General features: G+C 61.5%; 22 protein-coding genes and 1 tRNA gene. 4 read left to right on the forward strand and 19 right to left on the reverse strand.

The window, feature by feature from the left end; genetic code table 11:
* The 9 genes from HRF45_01605 to HRF45_01645 all read right to left on the reverse strand — a co-directional run bounded on the left by HRF45_01605 (window position 1) and on the right by HRF45_01645 (window position 9,110).
* A complete protein-coding gene (locus HRF45_01605; GenBank protein MEP0765224.1) occupies window positions 1-1,557 on the reverse strand; it encodes a citrate lyase subunit alpha in 1,557 nt (518 codons plus the stop codon).
* The gene (locus HRF45_01610; protein MEP0765225.1) at window positions 1,550-2,755 is read right to left on the reverse strand and encodes a citrate lyase subunit gamma; all 1,206 of its coding nucleotides are present in this window, start codon (window positions 2,753-2,755) and stop codon (window positions 1,550-1,552) included. Before HRF45_01610 ends, HRF45_01605 begins: the two co-directional genes overlap by 8 nt.
* Window positions 2,752-3,246 carry a 3-isopropylmalate dehydratase gene (locus HRF45_01615; protein MEP0765226.1) on the reverse strand — a complete coding sequence of 165 codons (495 nt, stop codon included), beginning with the start codon at window positions 3,244-3,246 and terminating at the stop codon, window positions 2,752-2,754. The genes HRF45_01610 and HRF45_01615 overlap by 4 nt, the downstream gene beginning before the upstream one ends.
* Window positions 3,243-4,502, reverse strand: coding sequence for a 3-isopropylmalate dehydratase large subunit (locus tag HRF45_01620; protein ID MEP0765227.1), 1,260 nt, complete (start codon window positions 4,500-4,502; stop codon window positions 3,243-3,245). The genes HRF45_01615 and HRF45_01620 overlap by 4 nt, the downstream gene beginning before the upstream one ends.
* A gap of 10 nt (window positions 4,503-4,512) precedes the next feature.
* Window positions 4,513-5,088, reverse strand: coding sequence for an HDIG domain-containing protein (locus HRF45_01625; GenBank protein ID MEP0765228.1), 576 nt, complete (start codon window positions 5,086-5,088; stop codon window positions 4,513-4,515).
* Between the two features lie 39 nt (window positions 5,089-5,127).
* On the reverse strand, window positions 5,128-6,309 hold the full coding sequence (locus HRF45_01630) for an isocitrate/isopropylmalate dehydrogenase family protein (GenBank protein MEP0765229.1): 1,182 nt from the start codon (window positions 6,307-6,309) through the stop codon (window positions 5,128-5,130).
* 161 nt (window positions 6,310-6,470) lie between these two features.
* The gene (locus HRF45_01635; protein MEP0765230.1) at window positions 6,471-7,718 is read right to left on the reverse strand and encodes a peptidase M14; all 1,248 of its coding nucleotides are present in this window, start codon (window positions 7,716-7,718) and stop codon (window positions 6,471-6,473) included.
* 173 nt (window positions 7,719-7,891) lie between these two features.
* On the reverse strand, window positions 7,892-8,536 hold the full coding sequence (locus HRF45_01640) for a hypothetical protein (protein MEP0765231.1): 645 nt from the start codon (window positions 8,534-8,536) through the stop codon (window positions 7,892-7,894).
* A 235-nt stretch (window positions 8,537-8,771) separates the two neighbouring features.
* The gene (locus HRF45_01645) at window positions 8,772-9,110 is read right to left on the reverse strand and encodes a hypothetical protein (protein MEP0765232.1); all 339 of its coding nucleotides are present in this window, start codon (window positions 9,108-9,110) and stop codon (window positions 8,772-8,774) included.
* A gap of 221 nt (window positions 9,111-9,331) precedes the next feature.
* Between HRF45_01645 and HRF45_01650 the strand changes: the two genes are divergently transcribed.
* On the forward strand, window positions 9,332-9,478 hold the full coding sequence (locus tag HRF45_01650) for an NAD-dependent epimerase/dehydratase family protein (protein ID MEP0765233.1): 147 nt from the start codon (window positions 9,332-9,334) through the stop codon (window positions 9,476-9,478).
* A gap of 64 nt (window positions 9,479-9,542) precedes the next feature.
* Here the strand turns inward: HRF45_01650 and HRF45_01655 are convergent, their stop codons facing one another.
* Both HRF45_01655 and HRF45_01660 read right to left on the reverse strand, forming a co-directional pair.
* Window positions 9,543-9,650 carry a hypothetical protein gene (locus HRF45_01655; protein ID MEP0765234.1) on the reverse strand — a complete coding sequence of 36 codons (108 nt, stop codon included), beginning with the start codon at window positions 9,648-9,650 and terminating at the stop codon, window positions 9,543-9,545.
* A gap of 12 nt (window positions 9,651-9,662) precedes the next feature.
* On the reverse strand, window positions 9,663-10,310 hold the full coding sequence (locus HRF45_01660; GenBank protein MEP0765235.1) for a hypothetical protein: 648 nt from the start codon (window positions 10,308-10,310) through the stop codon (window positions 9,663-9,665).
* 371 nt (window positions 10,311-10,681) lie between these two features.
* Between HRF45_01660 and HRF45_01665 the strand changes: the two genes are divergently transcribed.
* Entirely contained in the window at window positions 10,682-10,891 is a 210-nt protein-coding gene (locus HRF45_01665; protein ID MEP0765236.1) for a type II toxin-antitoxin system HicB family antitoxin, read from the forward strand.
* On the opposite strand, the gene HRF45_01670 is transcribed toward HRF45_01665, so the two are convergent.
* Together HRF45_01670 and HRF45_01675 are read right to left on the reverse strand one after the other, a co-directional pair.
* Entirely contained in the window at window positions 10,888-11,082 is a 195-nt protein-coding gene (locus tag HRF45_01670) for a type II toxin-antitoxin system HicA family toxin (GenBank protein MEP0765237.1), read from the reverse strand. The two genes, HRF45_01665 and HRF45_01670, sit on opposite strands and share 4 nt — an antisense overlap.
* On the reverse strand, window positions 11,079-11,837 hold the full coding sequence (locus HRF45_01675) for a DUF5343 domain-containing protein (GenBank protein MEP0765238.1): 759 nt from the start codon (window positions 11,835-11,837) through the stop codon (window positions 11,079-11,081). The genes HRF45_01670 and HRF45_01675 overlap by 4 nt, the downstream gene beginning before the upstream one ends.
* 307 nt (window positions 11,838-12,144) lie before the next feature.
* Here HRF45_01675 and HRF45_01680 point away from each other — a divergent pair, with 307 nt between their 5' ends.
* On the forward strand, window positions 12,145-13,095 hold the full coding sequence (locus tag HRF45_01680) for an SDR family oxidoreductase (protein ID MEP0765239.1): 951 nt from the start codon (window positions 12,145-12,147) through the stop codon (window positions 13,093-13,095).
* Window positions 13,096-13,236: 141 nt separating this feature from the next.
* On the opposite strand, the gene HRF45_01685 is transcribed toward HRF45_01680, so the two are convergent.
* From HRF45_01685 to HRF45_01705, 5 genes are all read right to left on the reverse strand, one after another.
* Window positions 13,237-14,430, reverse strand: a complete 1,194-nt coding sequence (locus HRF45_01685) for a transporter (protein MEP0765240.1) — start codon at window positions 14,428-14,430, stop codon at window positions 13,237-13,239.
* Window positions 14,431-14,463: 33 nt separating this feature from the next.
* A tRNA-Sec gene (locus tag HRF45_01690) sits at window positions 14,464-14,557 on the reverse strand.
* Window positions 14,558-14,573: 16 nt separating this feature from the next.
* Window positions 14,574-15,572, reverse strand: a complete 999-nt coding sequence (selD, locus tag HRF45_01695) for a selenide, water dikinase SelD (GenBank protein ID MEP0765241.1) — start codon at window positions 15,570-15,572, stop codon at window positions 14,574-14,576.
* Between the two features lie 75 nt (window positions 15,573-15,647).
* The gene (locus HRF45_01700; protein MEP0765242.1) at window positions 15,648-16,775 is read right to left on the reverse strand and encodes a TIM barrel protein; all 1,128 of its coding nucleotides are present in this window, start codon (window positions 16,773-16,775) and stop codon (window positions 15,648-15,650) included.
* A 356-nt stretch (window positions 16,776-17,131) separates the two neighbouring features.
* On the reverse strand, window positions 17,132-18,430 hold the full coding sequence (locus HRF45_01705; protein ID MEP0765243.1) for a hypothetical protein: 1,299 nt from the start codon (window positions 18,428-18,430) through the stop codon (window positions 17,132-17,134).
* Between the two features lie 118 nt (window positions 18,431-18,548).
* On the opposite strand from HRF45_01705, the gene HRF45_01710 reads away from it, so the two are divergent.
* Window positions 18,549-19,109: a PadR family transcriptional regulator gene (locus HRF45_01710; GenBank protein MEP0765244.1), complete on the forward strand. Its 561-nt coding sequence runs from the start codon at window positions 18,549-18,551 to the stop codon at window positions 19,107-19,109.
* A 221-nt stretch (window positions 19,110-19,330) separates the two neighbouring features.
* Here the strand turns inward: HRF45_01710 and HRF45_01715 are convergent, their stop codons facing one another.
* Window positions 19,331-24,034, reverse strand: coding sequence for a hypothetical protein (locus HRF45_01715; protein ID MEP0765245.1), 4,704 nt, complete (start codon window positions 24,032-24,034; stop codon window positions 19,331-19,333).
* Between the last annotated feature and the right edge of the window lie 78 nt (window positions 24,035-24,112).

The raw sequence follows: 24,112 nt of genomic DNA on the forward strand, positions 1-24,112 counted from the left end.
CTAGTCGAGAACCTGACGGACGGAATCGATCACGGTTCCGTCCACCCACTTGATGGCGGCGACCACCTTATCTCCGAGCTTCGGCCGAGAGGGTGGACCACCGCAGATGGCATCCACCTCACGCTTGATGTCCTCCAGGGGGCGGATCGGAAGCGACGAGCCCTTGACTGCGTCTATCAGGTCCTGCCGTAAGGGGTTGATGGCGATGCCGCGCTCGGTTACGATCACATCGATCAGCTCGCCGGGACCGCAAAGTGTTGTCACCTCGTCCAGTATGACGGGGATCCGGTCGCGGAAGGAAGGAATCGGCAGCATGGTGCACTTGGCGAAAAGGCAGTTTTGCCAGCCGCCAATCCCATGCAGCAAAAGACCGTCTGAGTGTGTTACTACATTCGCGTTGAAGTTTAGATCCACCTCGGTCGCACCGAGAACCGTCACATCCACCATCGAGGCGAAGTTGCCCTTGCCGTGATAGTTATAGCTCGTGAACGGACTGGTGTTCACGTGTCTGGGGTTGTCCCTCATCGAGCGAACGCCGTCCAGATCGAACGTTTGCCCGTCCAGGATGTATTCCACCAAACCCTCTTCGAGCATCTCCACGAGGTACTTGTTACTGCCGCCTCGCGCGAACCTCGCCTTGATACCCTTCTTCCTCATCATCTCGCCGAGGAAGATGGAGAAGGAGAGAGCCGTGCCACCCGCCCCGGCCTGGAACGAGAAACCGTCACGCACGATCCCGGCTTCTTCGCAGAAGCGCGCCGCCAATTCCGCAATGAGCAACCGATCCGGACTTCGCGTGATCTGTGTGGTGCCGGAGACGATCTTCGCCGGGTCACCGATTCGGTCCATCACTACCACATAGTCCACATAGTTGCCGTGGATCTGCCAAGGGATGCAGGGAAACGGCACGAGGTTGTCCGTGACGACGATCACCTTGTCGGCATATTGGCTGTCAGCGAGCGCGAAACCTAACAACCCGCACGCCGAAGGTCCGGTCACGCCATTCGCGTTACCGAAGGGGTCCGCCGTCGGCGCTGCGATGACTGCGATATCGATATGCACTTCTCCATCCTGCACCGCCTGGTAGCGTCCCCCGTGCGAACGTAGCACGCCCAATCCACGCATCTTGCCGCGGGAGCAGTACTCTCCCAGGGGACCGTTGAGACTGCCCTCGATGTGGTGGATCACACCCGACTCCATGTGTTCCACCATGCGCGCGTGGCAGGGGAACGACGCGCTCGGAAACCACATGAGGTCCTTGACACCCATCTCGGCAGCCGTGTCGAACACCGCGCACGCTACCATGTCGCCATCGCGAAAGTGGTGGTGCGTCGAGATGGTCATACCGTCACGCAGCCCGCACGCTCTCAGCGCCTCGTGCAGCGATCCCACCACCTTGTTCCCGTCCGCAGGGTAATCGGCGCAACTGGCAATGGGTGGAGCGGCCTTGCGGCCCGATGGACGGTACTTGCCGACACCCTGATAGGGAATCGCTTCCCTGCCGTTCACTTCGGTCGGAACCCAGCGGCCTATGGCGTTCTGCACCAACTCACTCATTGGCAGTTTCTCTCCAGTTCTCTGGTAACAACCCGCACTCTACGGCCAGCTTCACAGTGCGGAGTGCTCGCTTCACTACTGGTGGGTCGATCATCTTGCTGCCCAGAGCCACCACACCGAGGCCCTTGGCAGCAGCATCTTCATAGGCCGTCACGATGCGCTTGGCCTTCTCGACGCTCTCGGGCGACGGGGCGAACTCCTCGTGAATGGGACGTATCTGGCGTGGGTGGATGCAACCCTTGCCCTCGAAGCCGAGCGCCTTCGCCTCACGTACGCTAGCCCGAAGGCCTTCCTCATCGTCGACATCGGAGAACACTGTGTCTATAGGCTGCACACCCGCGGCCCTCGCACCATTGACGACCTGGGAGCGTGCCCAGAAACTCTCGCGACCCTCTGGCGTGCGTTCTGCTCCGATGTCGGCCGTATAGTCCTCCAACCCGATGGCCAGCGAGCATACCGAGCGGCAGGCGGACGCTATTTCATAGGCGCGGAACGCACCTAATGCACTCTCGATAATGGGCATCAGGTAGGTCTCCGAGGCTCCCGACTCGCGCATAGCTTCGTCTACCTCGCGCACCTGCTCGGCACTTTCGCACTTGGGTATCAGAACTACGTGTACGTTATGCGGGGCAATCGCTCGGATGTCCTCGAGGCCGAGCGGAAGCTGGTTGATACGTACCATCCGCTCCGCACTGCCGAAGTCCACTTGCCTGAGTGCGTTTCGCACTACCAGTCGAGCGGAATCCTTCTCGCTAGGAGGCACGCTGTCTTCGAGGTCCAGGATGTAACCGTCGGCACCGTGCAGGCCAGCGTTGGTGAAGAACTTCGGCTCCCCGCCAGGCAGGTATAGTCGCGACCTACGGAATCGTTCCTTCTCGGTCGGGTACTGAGTACATGGCAGAGCCTCAGGTAACCAGGTGTTCGTATTCAGTGGGTCCGCGCGCTTGACCGCGGCTTCCAGCCGGGCGGCAATCACGTAGGGTAGGGCCCCGTAGTCCTCTATACTCACCTTCGCATGATGCACACCCATCTCGGCCAGCACATCACGGACGAAGGACCGGATCGAATCGCCGTACATCGCTTCGACACGGGTGGTAACATCGAGCTCGAGAGGTCCTCCATCACGTAGCTCGATGGAAACCCAGCAGTCCGAACGGACCCTATCACCCTTTCGTCCTGCGGTCCCAAGTCCGCTCATGCCATGCCCCTTTCGCGTTCGAGCTTCTGCAGCGTGTAGTTCAGCAGACCTCCTGCATCACGTATGGCAAGCATCTCGTCCGGCAGGCCCGGGAACCGGTAGCTCGATTCGCCGACCGTGATCACGCCCTCACGCGCATCGATCTCCACTTTGTCACCTTCGCGATACGCATATACGGCCTCTGAACATTCTACTAACAGCAGGCCCTGATTGATAGCCGCGCGGTAGAAGATACGCGAGAAGCTACCCGCCACCACCGCTTGTATGCCTACCGCACGCAGTCCCACCACGGGCTGCTCACGCGAGCTACCACACCCGAAGTTCTTGCCGGCCATGATGATGTCACCCTCTCGGACCCCCCCGGCAAACTCGGGGTCGAGGTCCTCTAGAAGGTGCGGACGGATTTCATCGGGTGTAGCACACGTGTAGGTGTACTTCCCTGGAAACAGCAGATCGGTATTGATGTCGTCTCCGTACTTCCATACCCTCATGCTCTGTACTCCTCGCGCGGATCGGTGATCCTGCCATGTATCGCGCTGGCAGCAACCGTAGCAGGACTCGCCAGATAGATATCGGCCTCCACACATCCCATACGTCCACGGAAGTTGCGATTGGCGGTGCTAATGCAGGCCTCGCCCGGCGCCAGGACACCCTGATGCGCCCCCATACATGGGCCACAGCCCGATGGCAGGATTAGCGAACCAGCCGCGCTAAGTGCTGCAATAGTACCATCCGCCAATGCTTCGTCCAGTACCTTCTTGCTCGCGGGAACCGTGAGCAAGCGGCAATCGGGCGAGATGCTACGCCCCTTCAGAATCCTCGCAGCCTCGTGCAAATCGCTGAGCCTTCCGTTAGTGCATGTGCCGAGAAAAGCCTGATGGATCGTGATGTCTCCCAACTCTGCGGCAGGGCGCACATTGTCCACTCTATGCGGAATCGCCACTAGGGGTACGAGCGAGTCCAGGTCGAAAGAGTACTCCGCTACGTACTTGGCGTCTGCGTCGGCCCATAGGGGCTCACCAGTCGCCCGATTGACATTCATGTATTCTACGGCAATCTCGTCCACGGGGAATGCGGCGTTCTTAGCACCCATCTCTACGGCCATGTTGCACATGGCGATGCGATCATCCATCGTCAGAGCGTCTATTCCGCCGTGAAACTCCACGGAGCAGTAGTTGGCACCGTCCGCACCCAGCTCGCGGATGATTGCCAGCATCAAGTCCTTCGCGGCTACCGGCGGGCGCAGTCTCCCAGATAAGGTGATCTTGATGGAATGTGGTACGCGCAGCCAGGTCTCACCGGTAAGCAACAAGCACGCCGCTTCCGTTCGATCGATCCCGGTGCTGAATGCACCGATAGCCCCATAAGTGCAAGAGTGGGAGTCCGACCCCACGATGAGCTTGCCGGGACCTGCAAGGCCCTCTTCCATCACCAACTGGTGGCATATGCCCATGCCTACGTCATAGAAGTGTCGGATGCCCTGGGACTTTACGAACTCACGAACCGACTTGTGCTGAGCAGCAGCCTTCTCGTTGGCTGCGGGCGACACGTGGTCGAGCACGATGATGGGCAGCTCCGGATCGCACACGCCGTACTTCAGTAGTTCATTCTCTACCTTCTTGATGATCGGAGCGGTGTTGTCATGTGTGAGCAGGTGGTCGGGACGGACGGTGACCACCTGACCCGGCACCACCGATTCGTTGCCCGACGCTTTGGCTAGCACCTTCTCGGCAAACGTCATTCCCACGATACTTCTCCTATTCGATCAGCCTGCCCGCCTTGCGGAACACGAAGGGGTCGAAGGCCGCGAAGTCCGCCTGGTGGATGAAGATGGTCTCCACCACCTGCGGGCGCCCGTCCCCCTCCTTCGAGTGGCACACGATGATGTTGATGATCTCTTCCGGAAGTCCCACCACCGCTGCCAGCCATGCGCCGGATATTGGATGACGCGCGCATCGTCCCGTATGACTCATCCTGTACCCGCCTTGTCCGTCTGGCTCGATCTCGAGCAGCTTGCCCACGTCATGCACCAGTCCACCTGCGATCAACCGGTCCATGTCTACCTGATACGGCATTTTGTCGTAAGCCTTCTTCTGAGCCTCGGCTAGAGCAGCGGCGCCCTCTGTAACTGCGATGGTGTGCTGGATAAAGTCGACGCCTTCGGCATCCACTAGCAGCGTAAAGGGCATCTTGCGGACATCTTCGATACTGTTCCAGTTGCCACGTTTGCACGCGAGCAGCCACGTGTCAACCACCTTACGCCTCAGTTCTTCGTTTTCGATGCGTTGCAACTGTGGTCGGAATAGGTCTTCGATCTCGGTTCTGGTTATCATGTCGTCGGTCCCACCGAGTGTGTTAGTGGCCGAGTGGCCCTATAGGTTGGCAATGATGGCATCCGTCATCTCATAGGTGCTGGCGGCTCCCTGCGCAAGTGCTTCCGGTCCTCCGCGCAGCTTCAACATGTCATAGGTTCGCACTTTGCCTTCCTGAACGACTGCGGCGATGGCCAGCCGAATACGAGCTGCACGCGAGTCCTCGCCTATGTGGTCGAGCATCATGCACGCGCTCAGGATCATGGCGATAGGGTTCACGATGGGTGGCTCTAGGTACTCGTACTTCGGCGCGGAGCCGTGGGTGGGTTCGAAGACTGCAACCTCTTGGCCGAGATTCGCACTGCACGCGAACCCCAGCCCGCCGACCAGTCCTGCAAACGCATCCGACACGATGTCGCCGAAAAGGTTGCCGCAGACGATCACACCATAGTCTTCGGGGTTCTTGGTGAGCCACATGAGCTGCGCATCTATGTTCGTATCCCAAAGCTGAATCTCGGGAAACGCCAACGCGATGCGCTCAGCCTCCGTCATCATCATCCCGCTCGTCTCGCGTAGCACGTTCGGCTTCTCGCACACCGTCACGGACTTGTAGCGGTGTTTACGCGCATACTCGAACGCCGCAGAGATAATGCGTTGGCTCGCCTTGCGCGTTATGATGCGGCAGGAGATGGCTAGATCCTCGCTCGGCGTATCTGCAAACGCCTGCATCTTCGGATGCGTCTCGAGGGCTGCGCGGACGCGGTCGGGGGGATTGGTCCACTCCACCCCACAATACTCGCCCTCCGTGTTCTGTCGGAACACCACGACGTCTATGTGAGGCTCTTCGATGCCGGCAACACCCTTTCGCACGAAGTTGAGAGGGTTGCCCGGGAACGAGCGGCAAGGGCGCACGCAGATGTCCAGGTTGAACCGCTGGCGCATCGTGACGATGGGGCTGTAGTAAGTGTAACCTTTGTCCTGAAGCTCGGGCGCCAGCTCGGCCTTCGCTGCGGCCTTCGGCTTCGAGGTGATGGCCCCGAACAGCCCTAGTCGATGCTCCTGAAGAAGCTCGATCGTTCTCTCGGGAAGTGCGTTGCCCTCCTTGCACCAGAACTCCCAGCCGATGTCCCCGTGAACGTACTCCGCCTCGAAGCCAGCTGCACGAAGAACCTTGAGAGCGCAAGGCATCACCACCTTGCCGATGCCGTCTCCTGGCATCGTTACGACCGTCCGATGCGCCATCACTCCTCCTCCATAGCCGCTGCGGTGCGGTCTCGCGACGCGGAGGGGGAAGGCGCACGAATCCACGCGCGGGCAGCGCCCGATACGTGCTGTTCCCGGCCTCGCCGTTGAGACCCGTCAGCGTGTCGGGATTCTACCCAGTCGCGCCCGTGCAGAACGACTTAGCGCTTGCGAGCCGGAATCAGATAGACCTGGTCCAGCCAAAGCGCGTAGTCTATGGCCGCCGGCAGGTTCTCTTGGCAGGTCGGGATGATCTGCTCCTTAGGCAGCACGAAGCCGTATTCGCCTGTGTCGCGGAGCTCGATGGTGATTGCCCGGGTGCCTGCGACCGCATAGGACCAGTCGAGGCTGCAGCCCGAGGCGAGGTATAGCGAACCGCCCACGCTGCCGTAGTCGTACACCTTACCGTGGACCTGGTTGATCAGCGTCGCCATTCGCCCCGTTGCCGAGAGGAAGGCAGCATAGTCCGGGCACTGCGCGGAAGTGTAGCCCCACGGAAAAAGGATGAGCTGGCTATAGCTGTGGTAGTCCAGATGACCCTTGACCCGAGGATTGGCCAGTAGGAAATCGCGCACCGCCTGCGTCTCGGGCTCGGAGAACGGGGACGGGCCGCGGTAGACATCGCTAGAGGTGTTTCCACTCGAGCCATCGCCTCCCCACATGTAGCCCCAGTTTCGGTTGAGGTCCACGCCGTAGGTGCCGTCACCGTTATTGCGGCGGTTCTTTCGCCACATGCGATTCGTGGTCCAGGTGTATCGGTAGCCATCCGGGTTCATCACCGGCATGCAGTACACGTCCATATGGTTCAAGATGTCCGTCGCGCGGCGGTCCACGCCGTAGTTGCTCAGGAGATAGTCGGCGATGTAAAGCACCACGGGCGGACTGATCCATTCGCGGGCATGCTCCGCGCCGTGATACAGCACACCCAGCTTCTTGCTGCCATAGCTGTCGGTCTGGTTGACACCCGTGGAGAGACGAAGGACGTAGATGGGCCGGTTTTGCACACTGGTGCCGACCTGGATGCGCTTGGCAAGGGCAGGATACTGCTGCTCCCAGGTCAGGAGCTGCGCGTTGATCTGGTCGAGCGTCAGATAGTCGTCGAAGATGCCCTGGGCGGTGACGTCCGATTTCTGCGAATCGATCAGCTTCTGCAGGTCTTCGATCAGCACGATATACGGGATGCGCGCCTGCTGAACCCGCCTCAGTTGGTCGGGCGTCACGCGCACGTCTACGGGGCCGAGGTCCGGTCGCTCCGACCAGAAGTCCACGTTCAGCTTTTCCAGGAAGGCGAGCTGCGAAGGCTTGGTAATGTAGGTTCGGAGCACCTTGTGGCCGTGGAACTCGACCTGCTGCGCAAAGACGACGGCCGCGAAAACCAGGATCAGCAACGCGACGAATGCTCTCTTCATCGAATTCACCTCCGGCGGCGGGCGTGCCACACCGCCCGGCCTCTTCACGGGCCATTCACTGAAACAAGTCGCGCCCTGCCCCGGTTCCCGGTGCAGCGACGACGATGAGCCCCGTCCGCATCGGAGGGCGCATGGAGAAGCCCGGCACAATACAGGGCGATTTGCCCCGGCTGCTAGTTGCGACCCGATTTGGTAACCAACTCAGGATGCCACTTCACGCTGCCGTCGAGCAATAGGCCGTTGCCCCCGCGGCCGTGCGCCGTCAGTCCGAAGTCGGAGTCGGCAGTCAGCGCGACCCAGTCGCCGATGTAGTAGGTCTCGCTTGGGCCGGTCTTCAACCTCGCGACGCGAATGGCGAGCGTACCGTTGGGGCCCCTATACTTGCGAAGGTACAGAAGAAGATGCGACATCTGATAGCTCGTGTATTGCTGTCGGTGGTCCTCGGGGTGGTCGTACTCCGCAGTGAACTCGGTGCCGCGGTGGCTGTCCGCGGGGCACCAGAACACCTCGTGTGACCTAGTATAGGTGGTCAGCGAGTCTCTCCACTCCTTGGGACGTCCGACAACGGGAGTACTGAGCACTTTCGCGCGCTCACCGAGCTCCTTGACGGACTGAAGCGAGTGACACGGCAGCCAGCCCTGGTGGTCGTCCGCGTACATGATGACCGCCTTGCCGATCTGGCCCAGGTTACTGCCGCAGCCGGAGACGAGGCTCCGTGCGCGAACCAAGTTCGAGACCGGCAGTGCGACCGCGATGAGCGCAAGGATGATCACCAGGACGACCAGTAGCTCGACGAGCGTAATGGCGCCTGCTCTCATACCGCACCTCACTTGCACTTGACTGGGCGATCCCTAGTCCCTAGTGGTGACAGCACTTGCGCGAATACTGCCCGGCATCCCATGGCCCCTCACAGTCCTTCAGTTCGTACACCCGCGTCGTGCAACTATCCCAGACACAGCCCGGTCCTTGCTGATCGATGCACCTGCGATGCGAGGCTGCGAACTGCCGATAGTTGCTGGGCGCGGGCTGCGATTTCACGGACGGTCGCCGCGGCTACGACACCAAAGCACGCCCAGACCCCACGCACAAGGGGCAGAGGGCACCGTCGCGGGACATCGCGTCCAGGGCAACCACCCCGACGGGAATCCCCACCAGGACGGCAAGTCCGGCTATCCGGCGCAATCGGCTTCTATTGACTCCGTTGAGCAACTGAAGCACGAAGAAAGCTGCGCCGGCAATGGGTGGCAAGAACACTGCGAATGTCGCCCCGACCATCGTCTGCCAAGCGCAATCACAGATTCCCACGCCTCCGGCCTCAGCGACACGAGTGGCTAGGATGGCAGTGGAGAGTACCACCCCTCCCCAGCACGCTAACGAAGTGAGCTTCTTCACTTCTTCCACAACTCATCTTGGTCTAGAGCGCCTGGCGCGCCGGGTTCGTAATCATTCTATCACTTCCCGCGGGCCTTATCAAGTCTTCCGTGTATCACTCTGCGAGATTCTTTCGATCTCGATGGCGCCTTCCGCGCAGCGAACCGACGACCCCGGACCCGTCCGACCCGCCCGCACCCTCCGACTCGTCCTGCACTCCTAGTTTGGAATACACTCTCCCCGTGCAAGCGCAACCCGAACCCAAGCGTGCGGTGGTGACCGGAGGGGCCGGCTTCCCCGGCTCCTACCTCGCCGAACGCTTCATCCGCGAGGGCCGGGCCGTGATGGTGCTTGACAACCTGATCCCCTGCAGCCCACGTAGCATCTAGCAGCGGCAACCCCGCCTTTCGCTTCATCGGGTGGGCAATCCAAGCGTGCCATCGGCCCGCACGGCTAATCCGATCGCGTATGCCTCACGCTGCCATCAAGGTAAAGCGCGTTGGCACCGCGGCCGTGGAACGTGATCCAAGACTTCGACCCCTGTTGCGGCCACCACTGCACGCCCGTTTGCCGTCATAGGGGATGATTCCGTTTCGCCACTGTCACCATCTTTGCGTACCACCTGACGCTGCCATCAAGGAAAAGCCCGTTGCCTCCGTGCCCGTGCGGGGTAACCCCGACGTCGGCGTCTACCGGCAGTACGCTCCAGTCACCGATGTAGCAGGTATTGCTCGCACCGTGTTTGAGCTGCGAGAGACGAACGGCAAGTGAGCCATCGGGACCCCAGTACGAAGGACTATAGAGATTCAGGGCCATCTGGTAACTCGTGTACAGCTGGCGATGGTCGTCAGGCTCGTCGAGATCCGCGAGGAAGTCTGTACCCCTGTGGCGGTCGGCTGGGCACCAGAAGACTTCGTACGACCTGGTGTATGGCTTGAGCGACTCCCGCCACTCCTTGGGGCGACCGATTACCCTGTTGTCGGTTTGCCTATGTGGGTCCCAGGCCATCGCGGATTGGACTGAATGACACGGCAGCCACCCTTCGTGGTCGTCTGAGTACATGAGAACGGCCTTGCCGATCTGGGATAGGCCGGCACCGCAACCAGACGCCAAACTTCTGGCCCTCGCGATGTTTACGACGGGTAGGACGATCGCGATGAGCGCGAGGATGATCACCAGGACGACCAGTAGCTCGACAAGCGTGAAGGCGCCTGCTTTCATCTCACTTCGGCTAGTCTCCGACAGGCGCACGGTATGGCCACATGACACGAGCAGCAAGGGTGGCAGTGGAAAATACCACCCCTCCCCAGCATCCCAATGAAGTAAACTTCTTCACTTCGACTACACCTCTTCTTGGTCTAGCGTCTTCGGCACTGGGTTCGTAGACATCCTATCATTCTGCTCTTTCCCTGTCAAGTCTTCCGTGTATCACTCTGCGAGAATTTTTCGATCTCGATGATTCGCACTGTTCAGCGAATCGGAGGCCCGGCTGAATCGAGCACTTGGGCCGGTAGCAGCTTCCCCGCCCTCGCCCGCTGAGAACTTCGGGTAACCTGAAACGTATCCGACAATAGAGCCAGATGGAACCGCACATGACGATCATCTACGAACTTGGCGAGGACGGCTGGTGGATCGCCACGATCCCCGAGGTCCCCGGCGCCTTCTCGCAGGGTAGGACGAAGAACGAGGCCCGCGAGAACGTCCTGGACGCTCTTCATGAGCTGATGGAGGCGCGGCGGGAGTTGGCACTTCGCGAACGCCCGGCCGACGCCGAAGTGGAGTCGCTGCCGTTCGCAGGCTAGTCGGTGGCAGGCGGCTGAATCGCGAGTTCCAGGCAGATGCGCCGGACCATTAGTCGGCCGATCTCATGATGCCGCGGAACCGGGGCGGTCTTGCCCGACACGGGATTACGATAGATTGTGTGCTTTGCACCTTCCCTGACCCTCTCGCAGCCCCGCTCTCGCAGGTACTTCTCAAGCTCTCGCAGCCTCATTCCACATCCTTTGCGAATCGCTCCTGGACCTGAAGCAGGGCTACGAGCTTGCTCCATTCGCGGGCTGTGATGTCGTCTGGGAATCGTAACGTAGCCGTCCGACCACGGTCGAGTGGGACGGTCCACACCACTTCAGAGGGAGGGTTGGTCCCCGCATCAGCCAGGACTCGCCGTCCTGCATTCCGGTCAGCATCGTTTGGGTAGGAACCGGGGTCGTGAGCCGTTCGTCCGGGTCGCCGTCCAGCCTGTCCGACGCGGCCTTTGCTCGCACTACGTAGTCTAGTTGCGGTCGGGTCACGCCGAGGCACAGCCGTTGCGGAGCCAAGCCGCCGTTGCCCAGGGCCCGTCCTGGCGCTCTTGAGGATCAGGAACAGACGAGTGACGTTGTAGGCGGTTTTCTCGCCAAGCCCAGCCGCCATGAACAGGCGGCACAGTTGCTCGGTCGAAACTGCCGCACCCTCAGCCGCCTCGATGATCTCGGGGGGGAAGCCTGCGCGCAACATCTGCGCGCAGGCTTCCGGGTACTCCTCGTCGCAGCGCCACTTCTGAAGCAGCGGGGTCGGCTTGCCATCAACATCAACCAGCCCCAGTCGGCGGATCGCCCCAAGCACCACCTTGGCGCTGCTCTCCTTGTAGCCATTGAGACTCGCCATGAGCCAGGTGGGCGTGACTCTCGAGGGAAGCGAGCGGCGTGCTGCGTCGCGGAGGCCAAAGTAGGCACTCTCGGCGAGTTGAGGAAAGGCAGCTCTAGCCATTATTGACTCTCTTATATTCTTGCGTCACTCTAATTGTATCCAAGAGGTTTATGCTGAGAGTACCTGGCCTAGAGCAAATTTGTCAACGACCAAACCATTAGACCTCGCGTATCGGGGCCTTCTAGGGACGAAAGCTCTTGGCTGCAGTCCGTAGCCCTCAGCCGAGGAGCGCGGAGAGCCCAGCGGGTGAAGTGCTAGCCTAGCGGGAGTGCGCGTACCTGTCCCGCGCTGCCGCCCAGTTTGCCCGGGCAGACCCGTCCACCGCTGCGACTCGTCCTGCAGACCCCGTTTGGAATACACTCTCCCCGTGCAAGCACAACCCGAACCCAAGCGTGCGGTGGTGACCGGAGGGGCCGGCTTTCTCGGCTCTCACCTCGCTGACCGCCTCATCCGAGAAGGCTGGACCGTGATCGTGCTCGACAACCTGATCACCGGCAGCCTAAGCAACATCGAGCACCTGTTCGGCAACCCCGCCTTTCGCTTCATCAAGTACGACGTCACCGAATACATCCACGTGGACGGGCCCGTGGATTTCGTGTTCCACTTCGCCTCCCCCGCCAGCCCCGTGGACTTCGACCGTCTACCCATTCAGACGCTGAAGGTGGGTGCGCTCGGCACGCACAAGGCGCTGGGTCTGGCCAAGGCGAAGGGCGCGCGCTTTATGCTCGCTTCCACCTCCGAGGTATACGGCGACCCGCTGGTGCACCCGCAGCCGGAGGAGTATTGGGGCAACGTGAACCCCATCGGCCCGCGCGGGGTGTACGACGAGGCCAAACGCTATGCCGAGTCGCTCACCATGGCCTATGCGCGATACCATGGCGTGGACGTGCGCATCGTGCGTCTGTTCAATACGTATGGCCCGCGAATGCGCATGGACGACGGGCGCGCGGTGCCCAACCTATTGACGCAGGCACTGACGGGCAAACCGCTGACCATCTACGGCGACGGCAGTTACACGCGCAGCTTCGGCTATGTGGACGACATCCTGGAAGGCGTGTGGCGGCTGGCGTTCTCCGACTATGCAAGGCCAATGAACATCGGCTCCCTGCACGAGTTCACGATGCTAGAGCTGGTGGAAGTGATCCGGCGCGTCACCGGAACGAACGTGCCCGTCGAACACCACCCTCCCCTGCCCGACGATCCCAAGCGCAGGCAACCCGACATCACCAAGGCACGAACCATCCTCGGCTGGGAGCCCACCACTCCGCTGGAGGAGGGCCTGCGCATAACGGCTGAGGACTTCCGGAAGAGGCTCTAGGGCAATTGAGCGTCTCCGGCCGTAAGGTCGGATTGGTAGACGCCATCATCTCTCCACCCCCTTCGGGGTGAAGGTAGGAATCCTAGACCCTCCTCCACCCGAGGTGGGATGGAGGCATCGCTGGACACCGCCGTGCAGGTGCTACCTGGAGAAGACTCCGCCCATCTCGAACCGTCGAGCCGAGGCCGCCAGGACGGCGCCGACAGCCATCCCAATCACATAGCCATAGGGTAGTCCCACCGCCATCAGCCCTACCATCAGTGCGATGGGGAGAGCATAACGCGGCACGTCGGGGGCAGCTTGGTCCCGCACTAACACCATCAGTGCCAGTCCTTCGAACGCCAGGATCACCCCGAGGATCGGCTTCGGGAAAACCTGAATGACCGAAGCGAAACCCCCGCTGAGAAACAGACCCAGCACCAGGTACATCGCACCGTAGATCACCACCGACCCGCCCGTGCGCGCCCCGAAGGCATAGTGACCGGCCAGCCCGCCGGAACCGTGGCACGTCGGGACGCCACCGAAGAAGGGGTTGATGAGATTCATCACCGAATAGGTGAAGCCGATCTTACGCAAGCTTATGGGGCGCTCCGGGAAATAGTCGGCCACGAGCTGCTTAGTAGCCAGCACGGAGTTGCCGAGCGAGAGCGGTATCTGCGGCAGGGCGAGCAACACGAACCCGGTCCAGACCTCGGCCCACCCGATGGTCCTGACCTCCGGAAGCCGAAGACCCAATCCGTCGAGTGCCCCGGCGACTGGCGCCTTGGCGACGAGCGCATAAAGCACTCCCAGTCCGATCACGAACAGGGCTGCGGGGTACTTCCGGTTGCCGAGGAACATGATGGCAAGAACGAAGCCCGCCCCCGCAAGCCAAAAACCCGCGACACCTTCGGCCGGGACGAACTCGCGGAGCGCAAGCGTGGAGAGCTGCAACCCGAGCCCGAACTGAATGCCGCGGATCACCAGCTTGGGGATCAGCCGCGCCAATAGGTCCAGCCCGCCGGTGACGGTGAGCACCAGCATGACGAGCCCGATGGCCAGTCCGGCGCCGTACACTACGTCTGCCGAAAGTTTTTGGGCGATGACGAGCGCGGCGACCGCTTTGAGCGGCTGCACCGGGATCGGCATCCGATACCATAGTGCCGTCAGCACCTGCATCGCGCCGAACAGGATGAGTACGCTCGCGGCATCCAGCCCTGCAACCAGGATCATGCCCACAATGAGCGGCAGGTCCGTGCCGATGTCGCCGAATGCGCCCGCGAACTCGTTGCGGTCGAAGCGGATTGGGGGCTTACCAGAAGTCACGCGGCTCGGCTGGGGCTCGACGGCGGCCATGGGGCCTATCTTGGCACAGTCACAGGCGCGCGGTGGCGGGAGCGTGTGGGAATCGAACCCACCTGACCCGTTTCCGAGTCACAACGGTTTTGAAGACCGCGGGGCACACCAGCACCCATTCGCCCCCGCGACAGAATACCGGCTCAGGCCACGAAGATGCGCGGCGGGCCTTCCTCGACGACCCCGATGTCCGCGGCGCCGGGCAACTCGGCGAGCAGCGCGTCCACATGCTCCGGCGCAACGAACAACGCCAGCCCCCCGGAGGTCTGCGGATCCACCACCAGTTTTCTCATCTCCTCCGGCACGCCCGGCGCGAACTCCAGGAGGTCCTCCAGCCACGAATGGTTGGCAAAGGCCCCGCCTGGAGAATGCCCCTCAGCAGCCAACCGCCTCGCCTCCGGAAGCAGCGGCAAGCGCTCGGACTGCAACCGCAACTCGACCCCCGAAGCCCGCGCGACATGTGAAAGGTGCCCGGCGAGTCCGAAACCGGTGATGTCCGTGCCGGTGCGCACGCCGTGCCTCACTGCAGCGTAGGCCGCATCTCGGTTCAGCCGCGTCATCGAGGCACATGCGGCCTCCAGCGCGTGTGGCGGACACGAATCGAACTTCGCGGCGGTGGTGATCACTCCGGTGCCCAGCGGCTTGGTCAGGACGATGCGCTGGCCGGGCCTCGCATCCTTGTTGGTGATGGCCTGGCCAGGGTTGACGATGCCCGTCACGGCCATGCCGAACTTCGGCTCTTTGTCCTCCACGCTGTGTCCGCCCACCACGACGGCCCCAGCTTCGATCACCTTCTCGTATCCCCCTAGCAAGATGCGGCTCAGCACCTCGGGTGGCGCTACACCCGCCGGGAAGCACAGGATGTTCAGCGCGGTGAGCGGCCGGCCACCCATCGCGTACACGTCGCTGAGCGCGTTGGCAGCGGCGATGGCGCCGAACAGATACGGGTCGTCCACGATAGGCGTGAAAAAGTCCACCGTCTGCACCAACGCGGTACCGTCGGGCAGCAGGTAAACGCCCGCGTCGTCCGCCGTATCCAGGCCGACGAGCAGATTCGGGTCTGTCGGGATGGGGAGCCCGCGGAGGACCTCCGCGAGTTGGGCGGGGCCCAGCTTACTCGCTCAACCCGCGCAGGCGACCATCTGGGTAAGCCGTATCTCGCTCACGGGGCGAGTATAGCCCACTTCCATGGCTCAGGCGCCGCCCGAGAGAGGACACTACCCGTTGTAGATGATGCGCTTCACGACGTCAATCGTCTCGGCGGCGTCACCTGTGGATTGTGCACGGCGGAGGTCGTCACGGCGGGCGTAGACCAGCAGCGCCTTCTTCATGGCATTGGCGAAGAACTCCTTGCTGAGCGCCATCGCCCGCACCTGCTCCGTGCGATACGTAAACTGATCTTCACCGAACCACCCATCGTAGCCAGTATCCACCGCGGCATAGCAGAACTCCACCAAACGCCAGATGTCATCCGTGCCGGTGATACGATCCTCGTCGTTCGAGTTGTACTTCGCGGCGTTGATGTGGAAGTTGGCGATAGGCACTCCCATGCGCTTGAGCAGGTACAGGCTGTCCGCGGGCTGATTACCTACCATCTGTTCGTGCCCGTAATCTATCACCACGCCCATCACCGTCTTGCCGAGGTTCTTGTTGACCTCGAGAGCAACCAATGCGGCTTTGCCCACGGTATTCACGATCATGTTGCCTTCGCGCGGCTCCTTCTGCTTCGCCTCGGTGCCGAACTTCAGGCCTAACTGCGCCGCCCGCTCAGCGATGGCAGTACAACCCTCGATGAACCAATCGAGCCGCTCGCCGTAATCCACCTCGAAGTGATAGTCCCACCCATCGGATCCGGGCCACAATTGACAGGACGCGCACCCCAGCTCCTTGCCAATCTCTACCCCTTGCAGGCAGAGTGCTAGGCAATCCCTTCGCACCCCCGGATCGGGATGGGTAACACCACCGAACTTCCACTTAGGATCGGACCACGTGTTCATGTTCATGTTGGTGCAGACGACACCGTGCTCGGCGAGTGCTGCACGCACGCTTTCGATGCGTCGCTGGTCCTTTGCATAGTGAGCATCTATGAAGCAGCGTTCGTGAAACTCGATGCCTTTGATACCAGCCGCCTTCACCCTTGCGATCTGAGCCTCTTCGGAGGCGTCGAAATCGGTGTTACTATTGTAGCCATCGGGGCAAAAGCGGTCGCGAAACTCCCCCGCGCACCAGTGCCCAGCGGAGAAGTTGATGCCGTACTCGTCCAGGAAGCGATTGACCTTGTCGCCTTCCAGATAGCCACCGTACTCGGTCGACAGCTTAGCTAGCTTGTCGGAAGATACGTTCATTTCGGACCTCGGATGTTCGTGCTGCTCAGCCTCTTCGCCGCTCGCCCGCCCTCTCCCTGCCTCAGCGGGCAAGCTGTCCACCATTCTGGTCGGCGATGCGCCCCGCGGCGGCGCGTCACACATGCATCCCGTGAAGTCCGATCCCCGCCGCCCGCTATGGCGCAACACCGCAGAACCGTCGTGCTGAGCCCGTCGAAGCATGCCCACGCTTGCCCCGATCACTGCATCTCTGCGTGGTGGCGTGCGATTTCCGACCGCATGCTTCGACGGGCTCAGCACGACGGGCTACCGCAATGGATAATCACCTACTGGGTCAGCGGATGTCAGATCACAGGAGTTGTCAGACCTGCGACGTATCAATAGAACAAGAACACGAACCAGTTCTTCATAGGCTTACCGTCGTCGTCCTTCGAGCGGTTGTCTAGACCCGGCATGTTCTGACGCCAATACACCAGCCACTTGCCCATGCAGTCGGGCGCCAGATCCTTGTAGCGATCTAGCACGGCCGCGGTCCACGGCTTTGCCACATCCTTTCCGTCCGGACCACTGCCCATGCGCCAGTCCTCGATGGTGGACATCACGGGCTCGGTGTTGGACTGATCATAGTGACTGCGTCCGTTCGGCGGAAAGTGAACGTTACCACCGGTTGCCACGTAGTTCTTCAGTGTCCACGTCTTCTCCCCGTCCGTCACGACAGCGGTGTTAGGATCGGGATAGCTGATACCCTTCCCCTCTCCCCAAAGCGGGTAGTAGGAGTTGAACGGAAGCTCGAACCGCTTGTCCAGGTCGAACATCGCATACTCGTAGAAGTACTTCTTGAAGTAGGGAATGCAGCCGCTGTGCGCCATTCCCTCCATCGAGTGACCCAGGTTCTCCATGGCACACCCGATTCCACGATCCTGATTGAAGCAGTTGATGCGCACCGATCGCCCTGTCCACTTCTGATCCGGGTCGCCGCCGTTGCCAGCCTGCGCGAACTTGTCCGGAATGCGCTGGAAGTTGTCGTCATACACCGGCTTCATTTCCACGCACTCCAAGCAGCGGAAGTCACCGGTCGCCGCGGCGGTGAACCACACCTCGTGCACGTAACCCTGATCCACCAGTTCGTCCAGTCGTAGGTAGCGCTTCGGGTCTTTCGGGTCGCGCACGCCGATGTGCTCAGCGAACTTCTCCGAGAAGAATCCGCCGTAGTCGCAGTTCCAGCGGTTCTCCGGCACGTTGGGTTTGATGGGGCTCTTGCGGCTGTTCTTCTCCTTGCGGTCTTCGTCCCGCAGGTCCACATAGCGCCACACGCTGTATTCCAAGAAAGCAGGTGCCGAGGGGTTCTTGTATCCGTGATACCGGCTACTCTCGCGCAAGGCCGCGATCAGGTCGTTGGCGAGCCGCATCGGCTTGGCGGGGTCCACTTCGTTCGAGAAGTTGATCATCAAGATGCGCGGGTGCATCTGACGGATGCGGTCGTGGTTCTTCACGAGCCACTCGTCGGAGTTCGCGCGACTCCACTTGTTCGGCCACATCGTGTTATCGGCCGGGTCGTCGAGCGGCTTCGGGGTCCCGTCGGATCGGAAGTTGGCCTGCCAATCGCTGGGGCTCTGGGCGGGGACGCAAGCCGGAATACACGCGAGTAGGAACAGGAAGAGCCCAATCAACACCATATTCGGAGGTCCTTTCGAATGTTCTACCAAGTATAGACTGTACGGCCTCTCGAACGGTCCAAACGGGAACTTCCGCTTCGCCGATCTGAGTTGTGTGAGCGACATGATACAATAGGCCATGCCTTCCCGGCAGCAACTCGCCGAGTTCGATTACGTTCTGTTGGGCGCCGTGTACCGCGGCTACCCAACCGGCTACTCCATCCGGAACCTCATTCTGCGAACGAAAGGCTCACGATGGAGCGGCAGCACTGGAGCTGTGTACCCCGCGCTGCGCCGGCTCGAGGCATCCGGCTACCTTGCCGCAGAGACAGCTGGCAAAGCCTCGCGAGCAAGGACCTCTTACTCGCTGACGCCCAAGGGCACCGAGGCGCTCCGCCGATGGATGATGGGGCCGGTCTCGGAAGAAGACCTCGGGATGATGTCCGATCCGCTTCGCTCCCGGTGCCTGAATCTTCGGCTGCTCAAGCCACGGGAGAGGGTGACAGCGGTTCGGCAGTGGATCGAGCAGAACGAGGCATACATCGCCTACTTCACACAACGGCTGGGCGAGTTGCCGGGCAAAGACCGCTTCGTGGACTTGGCGTTTCTCAATCTCGCGCACCTGCTCGAGGGCCGCCGCCGCTGGCTGCTGTTGCTGGCGGACGAGGTAGGCCTTAAGCTGGAGCAGACCGACAGCTAGCAGGCCAGCCTCGTTAGGAACTGCGCGAGCCTTCTCGCGCCTTGGATCTTCCCGGGAGTGCCACGACAGAAAGCGCGAGCAGGCTCGCGCAGTTCCTAACGCGCGTTCACCTTACCGTATTCCCCATACCCCCTCACTGCATCGTACTACCACGCAGGGCCGGCGGAACGGGACGGGGCGCCGCCTCCGGCGGCGCCCCGTCCCCTACATGATATGCAAAGCTACCTGTCTGCAGACACAGTCAGCGTTTGGGGGGGCGAGTAGGTCACCTCGTCCGGGTTGTAATACTGATACACCCGGCTGGATGGAGTGCGGGCCCGCAGCGGGTATTTGGCGATCAGCCGATACGAAAACTCCACCGCCCTACCTTTCTCCAGCTTGTCGAAGTACAGGATCGCCTGTCGGCCGGTGAGGCTGAACTTCTGGATCACCTTGCTGCCTACCATCTCTTGCAGATCGCCGGTCATCACCTCGAACCCGGGAGGAATGCCCAGGTCCACGATGACCATATTGGCCGCCTGTCCTGGCCCCCGATATTCCAACGAAACCCTGCACGTCACCATGTCGTTGGCGGCGAGGTCGCGCTTGTCGTAGCGGACCTCGATGTCCATCTCGCGCTGTTCGCGGTTGCGCACCTTGTCCCAGGGAGCATAGTAGATCCCGACGATCTGGTACATCGGGCCGCTCTTACCTGAGTACTCGATGCGGACATCGTTGGAGCCTACCGTCACCACATCGCGTGCGTCGAACTGGCGCACTACCTCGTAGTCCTCGGGGGTTAGCACGAACGTACCGATCACCTTTCCGTTCACTAACACACGACCCTCGCCGTTCATCCCTTCGGCAGTAGCCTCCGAAGCGCGAATGAGCGCTTTCAGTGCGAACACGGTGGCTTGAGTGGAATACCACGTGCCGTTCGGGTCCTTCGCCGCGATCAGGTAGGCGATCACCTTCTGGAGCGTCTCTGCCCTGTCACCGGCCTCCGTAAGTGCGAGGGCCACGATCGCGGTGGTCTCCACGTCGCCGCCACGCCCGGAGCCGTATACCAGCGTGCGATCGGACGCCGCGAAGTAGATGTGATCGCCGTCGCGCTTGGCCTGAGCGAGCACGGCATCGAGAGCCTGCCGGCCCGCCGCCCTGTCACCAGATAGGTAGAACGCGTTGGCTGCCAGTGCTAGGCCGTATGGATCGTTTTCGGCCGCAAACCGCTGCTTCAGCCATCCCGTCGCCTTCTGCAACGCTGCGCTCTTCTCGCTTGTGTGCGCAAGCGCCCATGCGATGTAGGCGGTCGTCTTGAACACGTCGCTCTGGCGGTTGATGGCGCCTTCCGCGATGCCGCCCTTGTCCGGCGTCCAGGTGCCGTCGGCGGCCTGTTTGGACTCCAGCCATGCGCGCGTTCTCGTCAGCAGATTGGGGTCTACGGCGTATACGCGGGCCATGTCTGCGAACTCCATCAGGCCGTACGCAGTCAGCACTTGGTGCGCGGGAGGATTGCCGAACCACTCGAACCCTCCTCCGGGCACCTCGAAGCTCAGCAGTCGCTGGTAGCCGAGGTTGATGTACTGTTCGGCCTTCATCTGGATCGCAGGCGTAATCTGCTTGCTTCGCTTCATGTAGTCCAGCACCAACACGTTCGGATACGTGACGGAGCTGGTCTGCTCGAAGCATCCGAACGGCATGCGTAGCAGGTTGTCCAACCCGTCTATGGCCGTCGCCATCACCCCGGGGTAGATGCGAACCAGCACATTCGATGCACCGTCGATCGCATAGCCCGGAATGTCCACTGTGAATTGCTCGGTGCCATTCAATTGGCCGCTCTTGCCTATGGTCTCTCTACGTCCATCCGGCAACACATCGATCTCGCGAGTCATCGCGTCCGACAGTCTATCACCATACGCCTTCACCACCAGCTTCTGCCTGCCCAGACCCTTCACCCGAAACTTGAAGTAGGCCGCGCGAACCTCGCTAGGTCCCATTTCCACGGTCTGCTCGCGCCCACTCAGGAACTCGATGCCGTCGCTGGATTCCATCACGAGACGGACCTTCTGACGACCGGGCAGGTAGTTGTAGATGGCAATGGGTATGTTCAGCTCGTCGTTCTGCGTGAGGGCGACGGGCAGGTCAATGTCTACGAAGAAGTCCTGAAACACCTTCAAACCGATAGTAGACGAGCCGAGGTTGCCGGATCCGTTGACCGCCGATGCGCTAACACGCCAGGTGGTGATGGAATCCGCTAGTGGTATCTCGATACTCGCACGTCCGTTCTCGTCGGTTAGCACTTCGGGGTTCCAGTACACAGTTTCGGGGAAGTACTGCCTCATGCGTGGCTCGGCTGCACCTTCCGGCTTCATCCCACCAATCGGCTGAGATGCTGGGAGTTCTGTCGCACCCGCCTTGAACATCATGGCATCCGCTAGAAGCGCCTTGTCCACCGCCATCTCGCTTTCCCGTCCGAGTCGGAACACGCCACCTCCGCCTCGCCCACCAATGCCCCACACTACATCTCCTCTGCCAAGCTGCTGTCCGATGAACTCGCCGTTCTCGAAGAAGCCGAGACCGAACACCGTTCCCTGGCCGCCGTGGACACTCACGTACGCCGTGATGTCGTCGAAGGTGTCGAACACCCCATCGAGCCCTGCGCTGACAACTAGCAGCGTATGCGCGAACTGCTGGCCACCTCGCCCCCGCCAAGTTGCCTGAGCCCAGGCGTCCTCCCAGTTGCGCACTCGCAGACGTCGGCCCCATTCGTCGCGTATGTCATTTGCACTCAGCCACCCGCGCGCAACCAGCATGTTCCAGTCGGCTTCCGTCGCGGGCATGCCGATGCGATCGTTAGGGGCGCCGGCACGCTCGTCCTGCCACCGTTTTACCACCGCGGCGATGCGCGTGGCTCGCGCTTCGATGTCCTTCGACCACCGCTCGAGGAAGGGCTCGAGCTTCTTCGTGTAGCTGTTAGCGTCAACGGCCACTCCAGTGATAGGCTCTGCCTGTGCGAAGAGCGCCTGAGCGGCTCGCTGAGTTGCCGGGGAGTAGTCGGCGGGCTCGAACAACCTGCCAGGGGTGATCGAGTGGATCTCATAGCGCGGGTGTAGAAGTTCTTGCTCCAACATGAAATACACGCGCTCCATGCCCGGCTGCATGTCTTGCAGCGCGAACACGCTCTCGTCCACGATGCTCAACCCTACGCTGGAGACGCCCTTGCGCCCCACTTGCAGCAGCAGCGTGGCCTTCTCGCCAGGGCGATAGGTCTCGCGATCGAGTGTCAGCTTCACCGCTAGGTCCGACGAAGGTGACACGAACACCACGCGCGAGTCCCGCACGATGTTGCCCGAGTGCGTGAGACGATAGGCCAGCACGCGAATGGTGCCTGCCATGTCATCGGTAGGTGCAAGCGTCAGCCTCGCCACGCCGTTCACGGCATCCACAGACCGGGTAAGCACCGCTCGCCCATTCTTAATCACGTCGAAGAACACGGTTGCCGTCGGTCCGCCCCCGACGAGGTAAGCGTCGCATACCAGATCCGACCCGACACGCACTAGAGACGTGTGTGGCCTCAAGAGAATGCCCGCGTCCGATGCATCGGCAGCCAGGTCCAGACTCCCCATAGCTTCGTTGCCGGCCGAGTCACGCGCCGACACTACCAACCTCGCAGGGCCCGATGCACCCGCCGACGCGAACATCGCCTTGGGCACGCTCAGGATGGCGATCCCTGCCTCGTCTGCAATTGCGGCGCGCGTCGGTTCCGACGTGTCATCACCCACCCAAACACTGGCGCCCCCGACCGGCCGCCCGTCAGGAGTCGAGCACACGGCGAAGACGTTCATGTCCAGCCCTCGCACTGCCGTCGGGCGCTCGGGTATCAGGTTCACGATCATGCCGCTCTGTGCCACCGTGACCGAGCGACTCGCCTCCTGCGTGTGGTCTGCGGTGTCGGTCACTTTGGCATGGACGCTCATCAGTGCGGCGCCTTGCTGCAACGGCTGTCCGACGAAGTGGCTCGGGAGGCGCTGTTCGAAGCGAAAGCGCCCTTCTGAATCGGTGCGCCCGGTTAACTTCGCGAACTCGCTGAAGCCCACATCGTATTTGCTGAACATGAGCTCCACTGCGGCGCCCGAGACAGGCTTACCGAAGACGTAATCCGCGCGAACCCAGCCGGTCGCGACTTCGCCCGGCACGTAGAACGGCTTGTCCGTTTCCACGGTCACCTTGAACTTTGGGAGCACGTAGCGGTCCACGGTAACGGTCTTCTGCTCGTCGCTCCCAGCAATCAGCGCGCGAATCGTGTACGGACCCATATTGATCTCGTCCGCCAACTGGAAGTCCGCCGAGACGACGCCGAACTGCGAGGTGCGAAGAGCCTTCTTGAACACCTTGTTGCCCTTGGAATCCTCCACCTCCAGCACGGCGTCCTGCGCAGCCACCGGCTTGCGATTCGCAGTCCACAGTGCGAGTGCCCGAATGTGGATGATTTGGCCCGGCTGGTAGAGGGGTTTATCGGTGGTTAGCAGGATGCCGACCGGCCGCTCCACCCTCACGTCGCTTTCCAGCACGTCCCGCTCGCCGAGGCCCTCGGTCTCGACGACCAGCTTGTACGAGCCTGCTTGGAGATTGGGCACGCGGAAGTTGGCATCCACACTGCCATTCGGCCCGGTCTTGCCCGAAAAGAGATCGTACTCCTTGCCGCCTTCCGCCCGCAGTCTCACCGACACTTCGGCACCGCCAACACTCTTGGAAGCGATATGGTCGCGGCAGACGATTCGAACGCTGCCCGCGCTATCGGCGAGCATCTTGCTGCTGGACAAGAGCCGGGTCTCCAGCCTCGGGTACCCCTTGGCCTGCTGACCAGAGATGAACAGAGCCGCGATGCCGATCAGGGCCAGGCTGGCCCATCTCCGCACTCGCGGCTCCATGACGTGATTTCGCATTCCGTAACCTCCTCGTCGGACAGGCACCCTAAGACGCTTCGTCCTCTTAGAGGCACGGCGGCCCCGATCGGTTACAGC

It is taken from the genome of Fimbriimonadia bacterium (assembly GCA_039961735.1).
Lineage (GTDB): Bacteria > Armatimonadota > Fimbriimonadia > Fimbriimonadales > JABRVX01 > JABRVX01.

Coding starts and splice junctions, on each gene's coding strand:
- HRF45_01605 (MEP0765224.1), bottom strand. CDS start 1,557: ATGAGTGAGTTGGTGCAGAACGCCATAGGCCGCTGGGTTCCGACCGAA.
- HRF45_01610 (MEP0765225.1), bottom strand. CDS start 2,755: ATGAGCGGACTTGGGACCGCAGGACGAAAGGGTGATAGGGTCCGTTCG.
- HRF45_01615 (MEP0765226.1), bottom strand. CDS start 3,246: ATGAGGGTATGGAAGTACGGAGACGACATCAATACCGATCTGCTGTTT.
- HRF45_01625 (MEP0765228.1), bottom strand. CDS start 5,088: ATGATAACCAGAACCGAGATCGAAGACCTATTCCGACCACAGTTGCAA.
- HRF45_01630 (MEP0765229.1), bottom strand. CDS start 6,309: ATGGCGCATCGGACGGTCGTAACGATGCCAGGAGACGGCATCGGCAAG.
- HRF45_01635 (MEP0765230.1), bottom strand. CDS start 7,718: ATGAAGAGAGCATTCGTCGCGTTGCTGATCCTGGTTTTCGCGGCCGTC.
- HRF45_01640 (MEP0765231.1), bottom strand. CDS start 8,536: ATGAGAGCAGGCGCCATTACGCTCGTCGAGCTACTGGTCGTCCTGGTG.
- HRF45_01660 (MEP0765235.1), bottom strand. CDS start 10,310: ATGAAAGCAGGCGCCTTCACGCTTGTCGAGCTACTGGTCGTCCTGGTG.
- HRF45_01665 (MEP0765236.1), top strand. CDS start 10,682: ATGACGATCATCTACGAACTTGGCGAGGACGGCTGGTGGATCGCCACG.
- HRF45_01670 (MEP0765237.1), bottom strand. CDS start 11,082: ATGAGGCTGCGAGAGCTTGAGAAGTACCTGCGAGAGCGGGGCTGCGAG.
- HRF45_01675 (MEP0765238.1), bottom strand. CDS start 11,837: ATGGCTAGAGCTGCCTTTCCTCAACTCGCCGAGAGTGCCTACTTTGGC.
- HRF45_01685 (MEP0765240.1), bottom strand. CDS start 14,430: ATGGCCGCCGTCGAGCCCCAGCCGAGCCGCGTGACTTCTGGTAAGCCC.
- HRF45_01700 (MEP0765242.1), bottom strand. CDS start 16,775: ATGAACGTATCTTCCGACAAGCTAGCTAAGCTGTCGACCGAGTACGGT.
- HRF45_01705 (MEP0765243.1), bottom strand. CDS start 18,430: ATGGTGTTGATTGGGCTCTTCCTGTTCCTACTCGCGTGTATTCCGGCT.
- HRF45_01710 (MEP0765244.1), top strand. CDS start 18,549: ATGCCTTCCCGGCAGCAACTCGCCGAGTTCGATTACGTTCTGTTGGGC.
- HRF45_01715 (MEP0765245.1), bottom strand. CDS start 24,034: ATGCGAAATCACGTCATGGAGCCGCGAGTGCGGAGATGGGCCAGCCTG.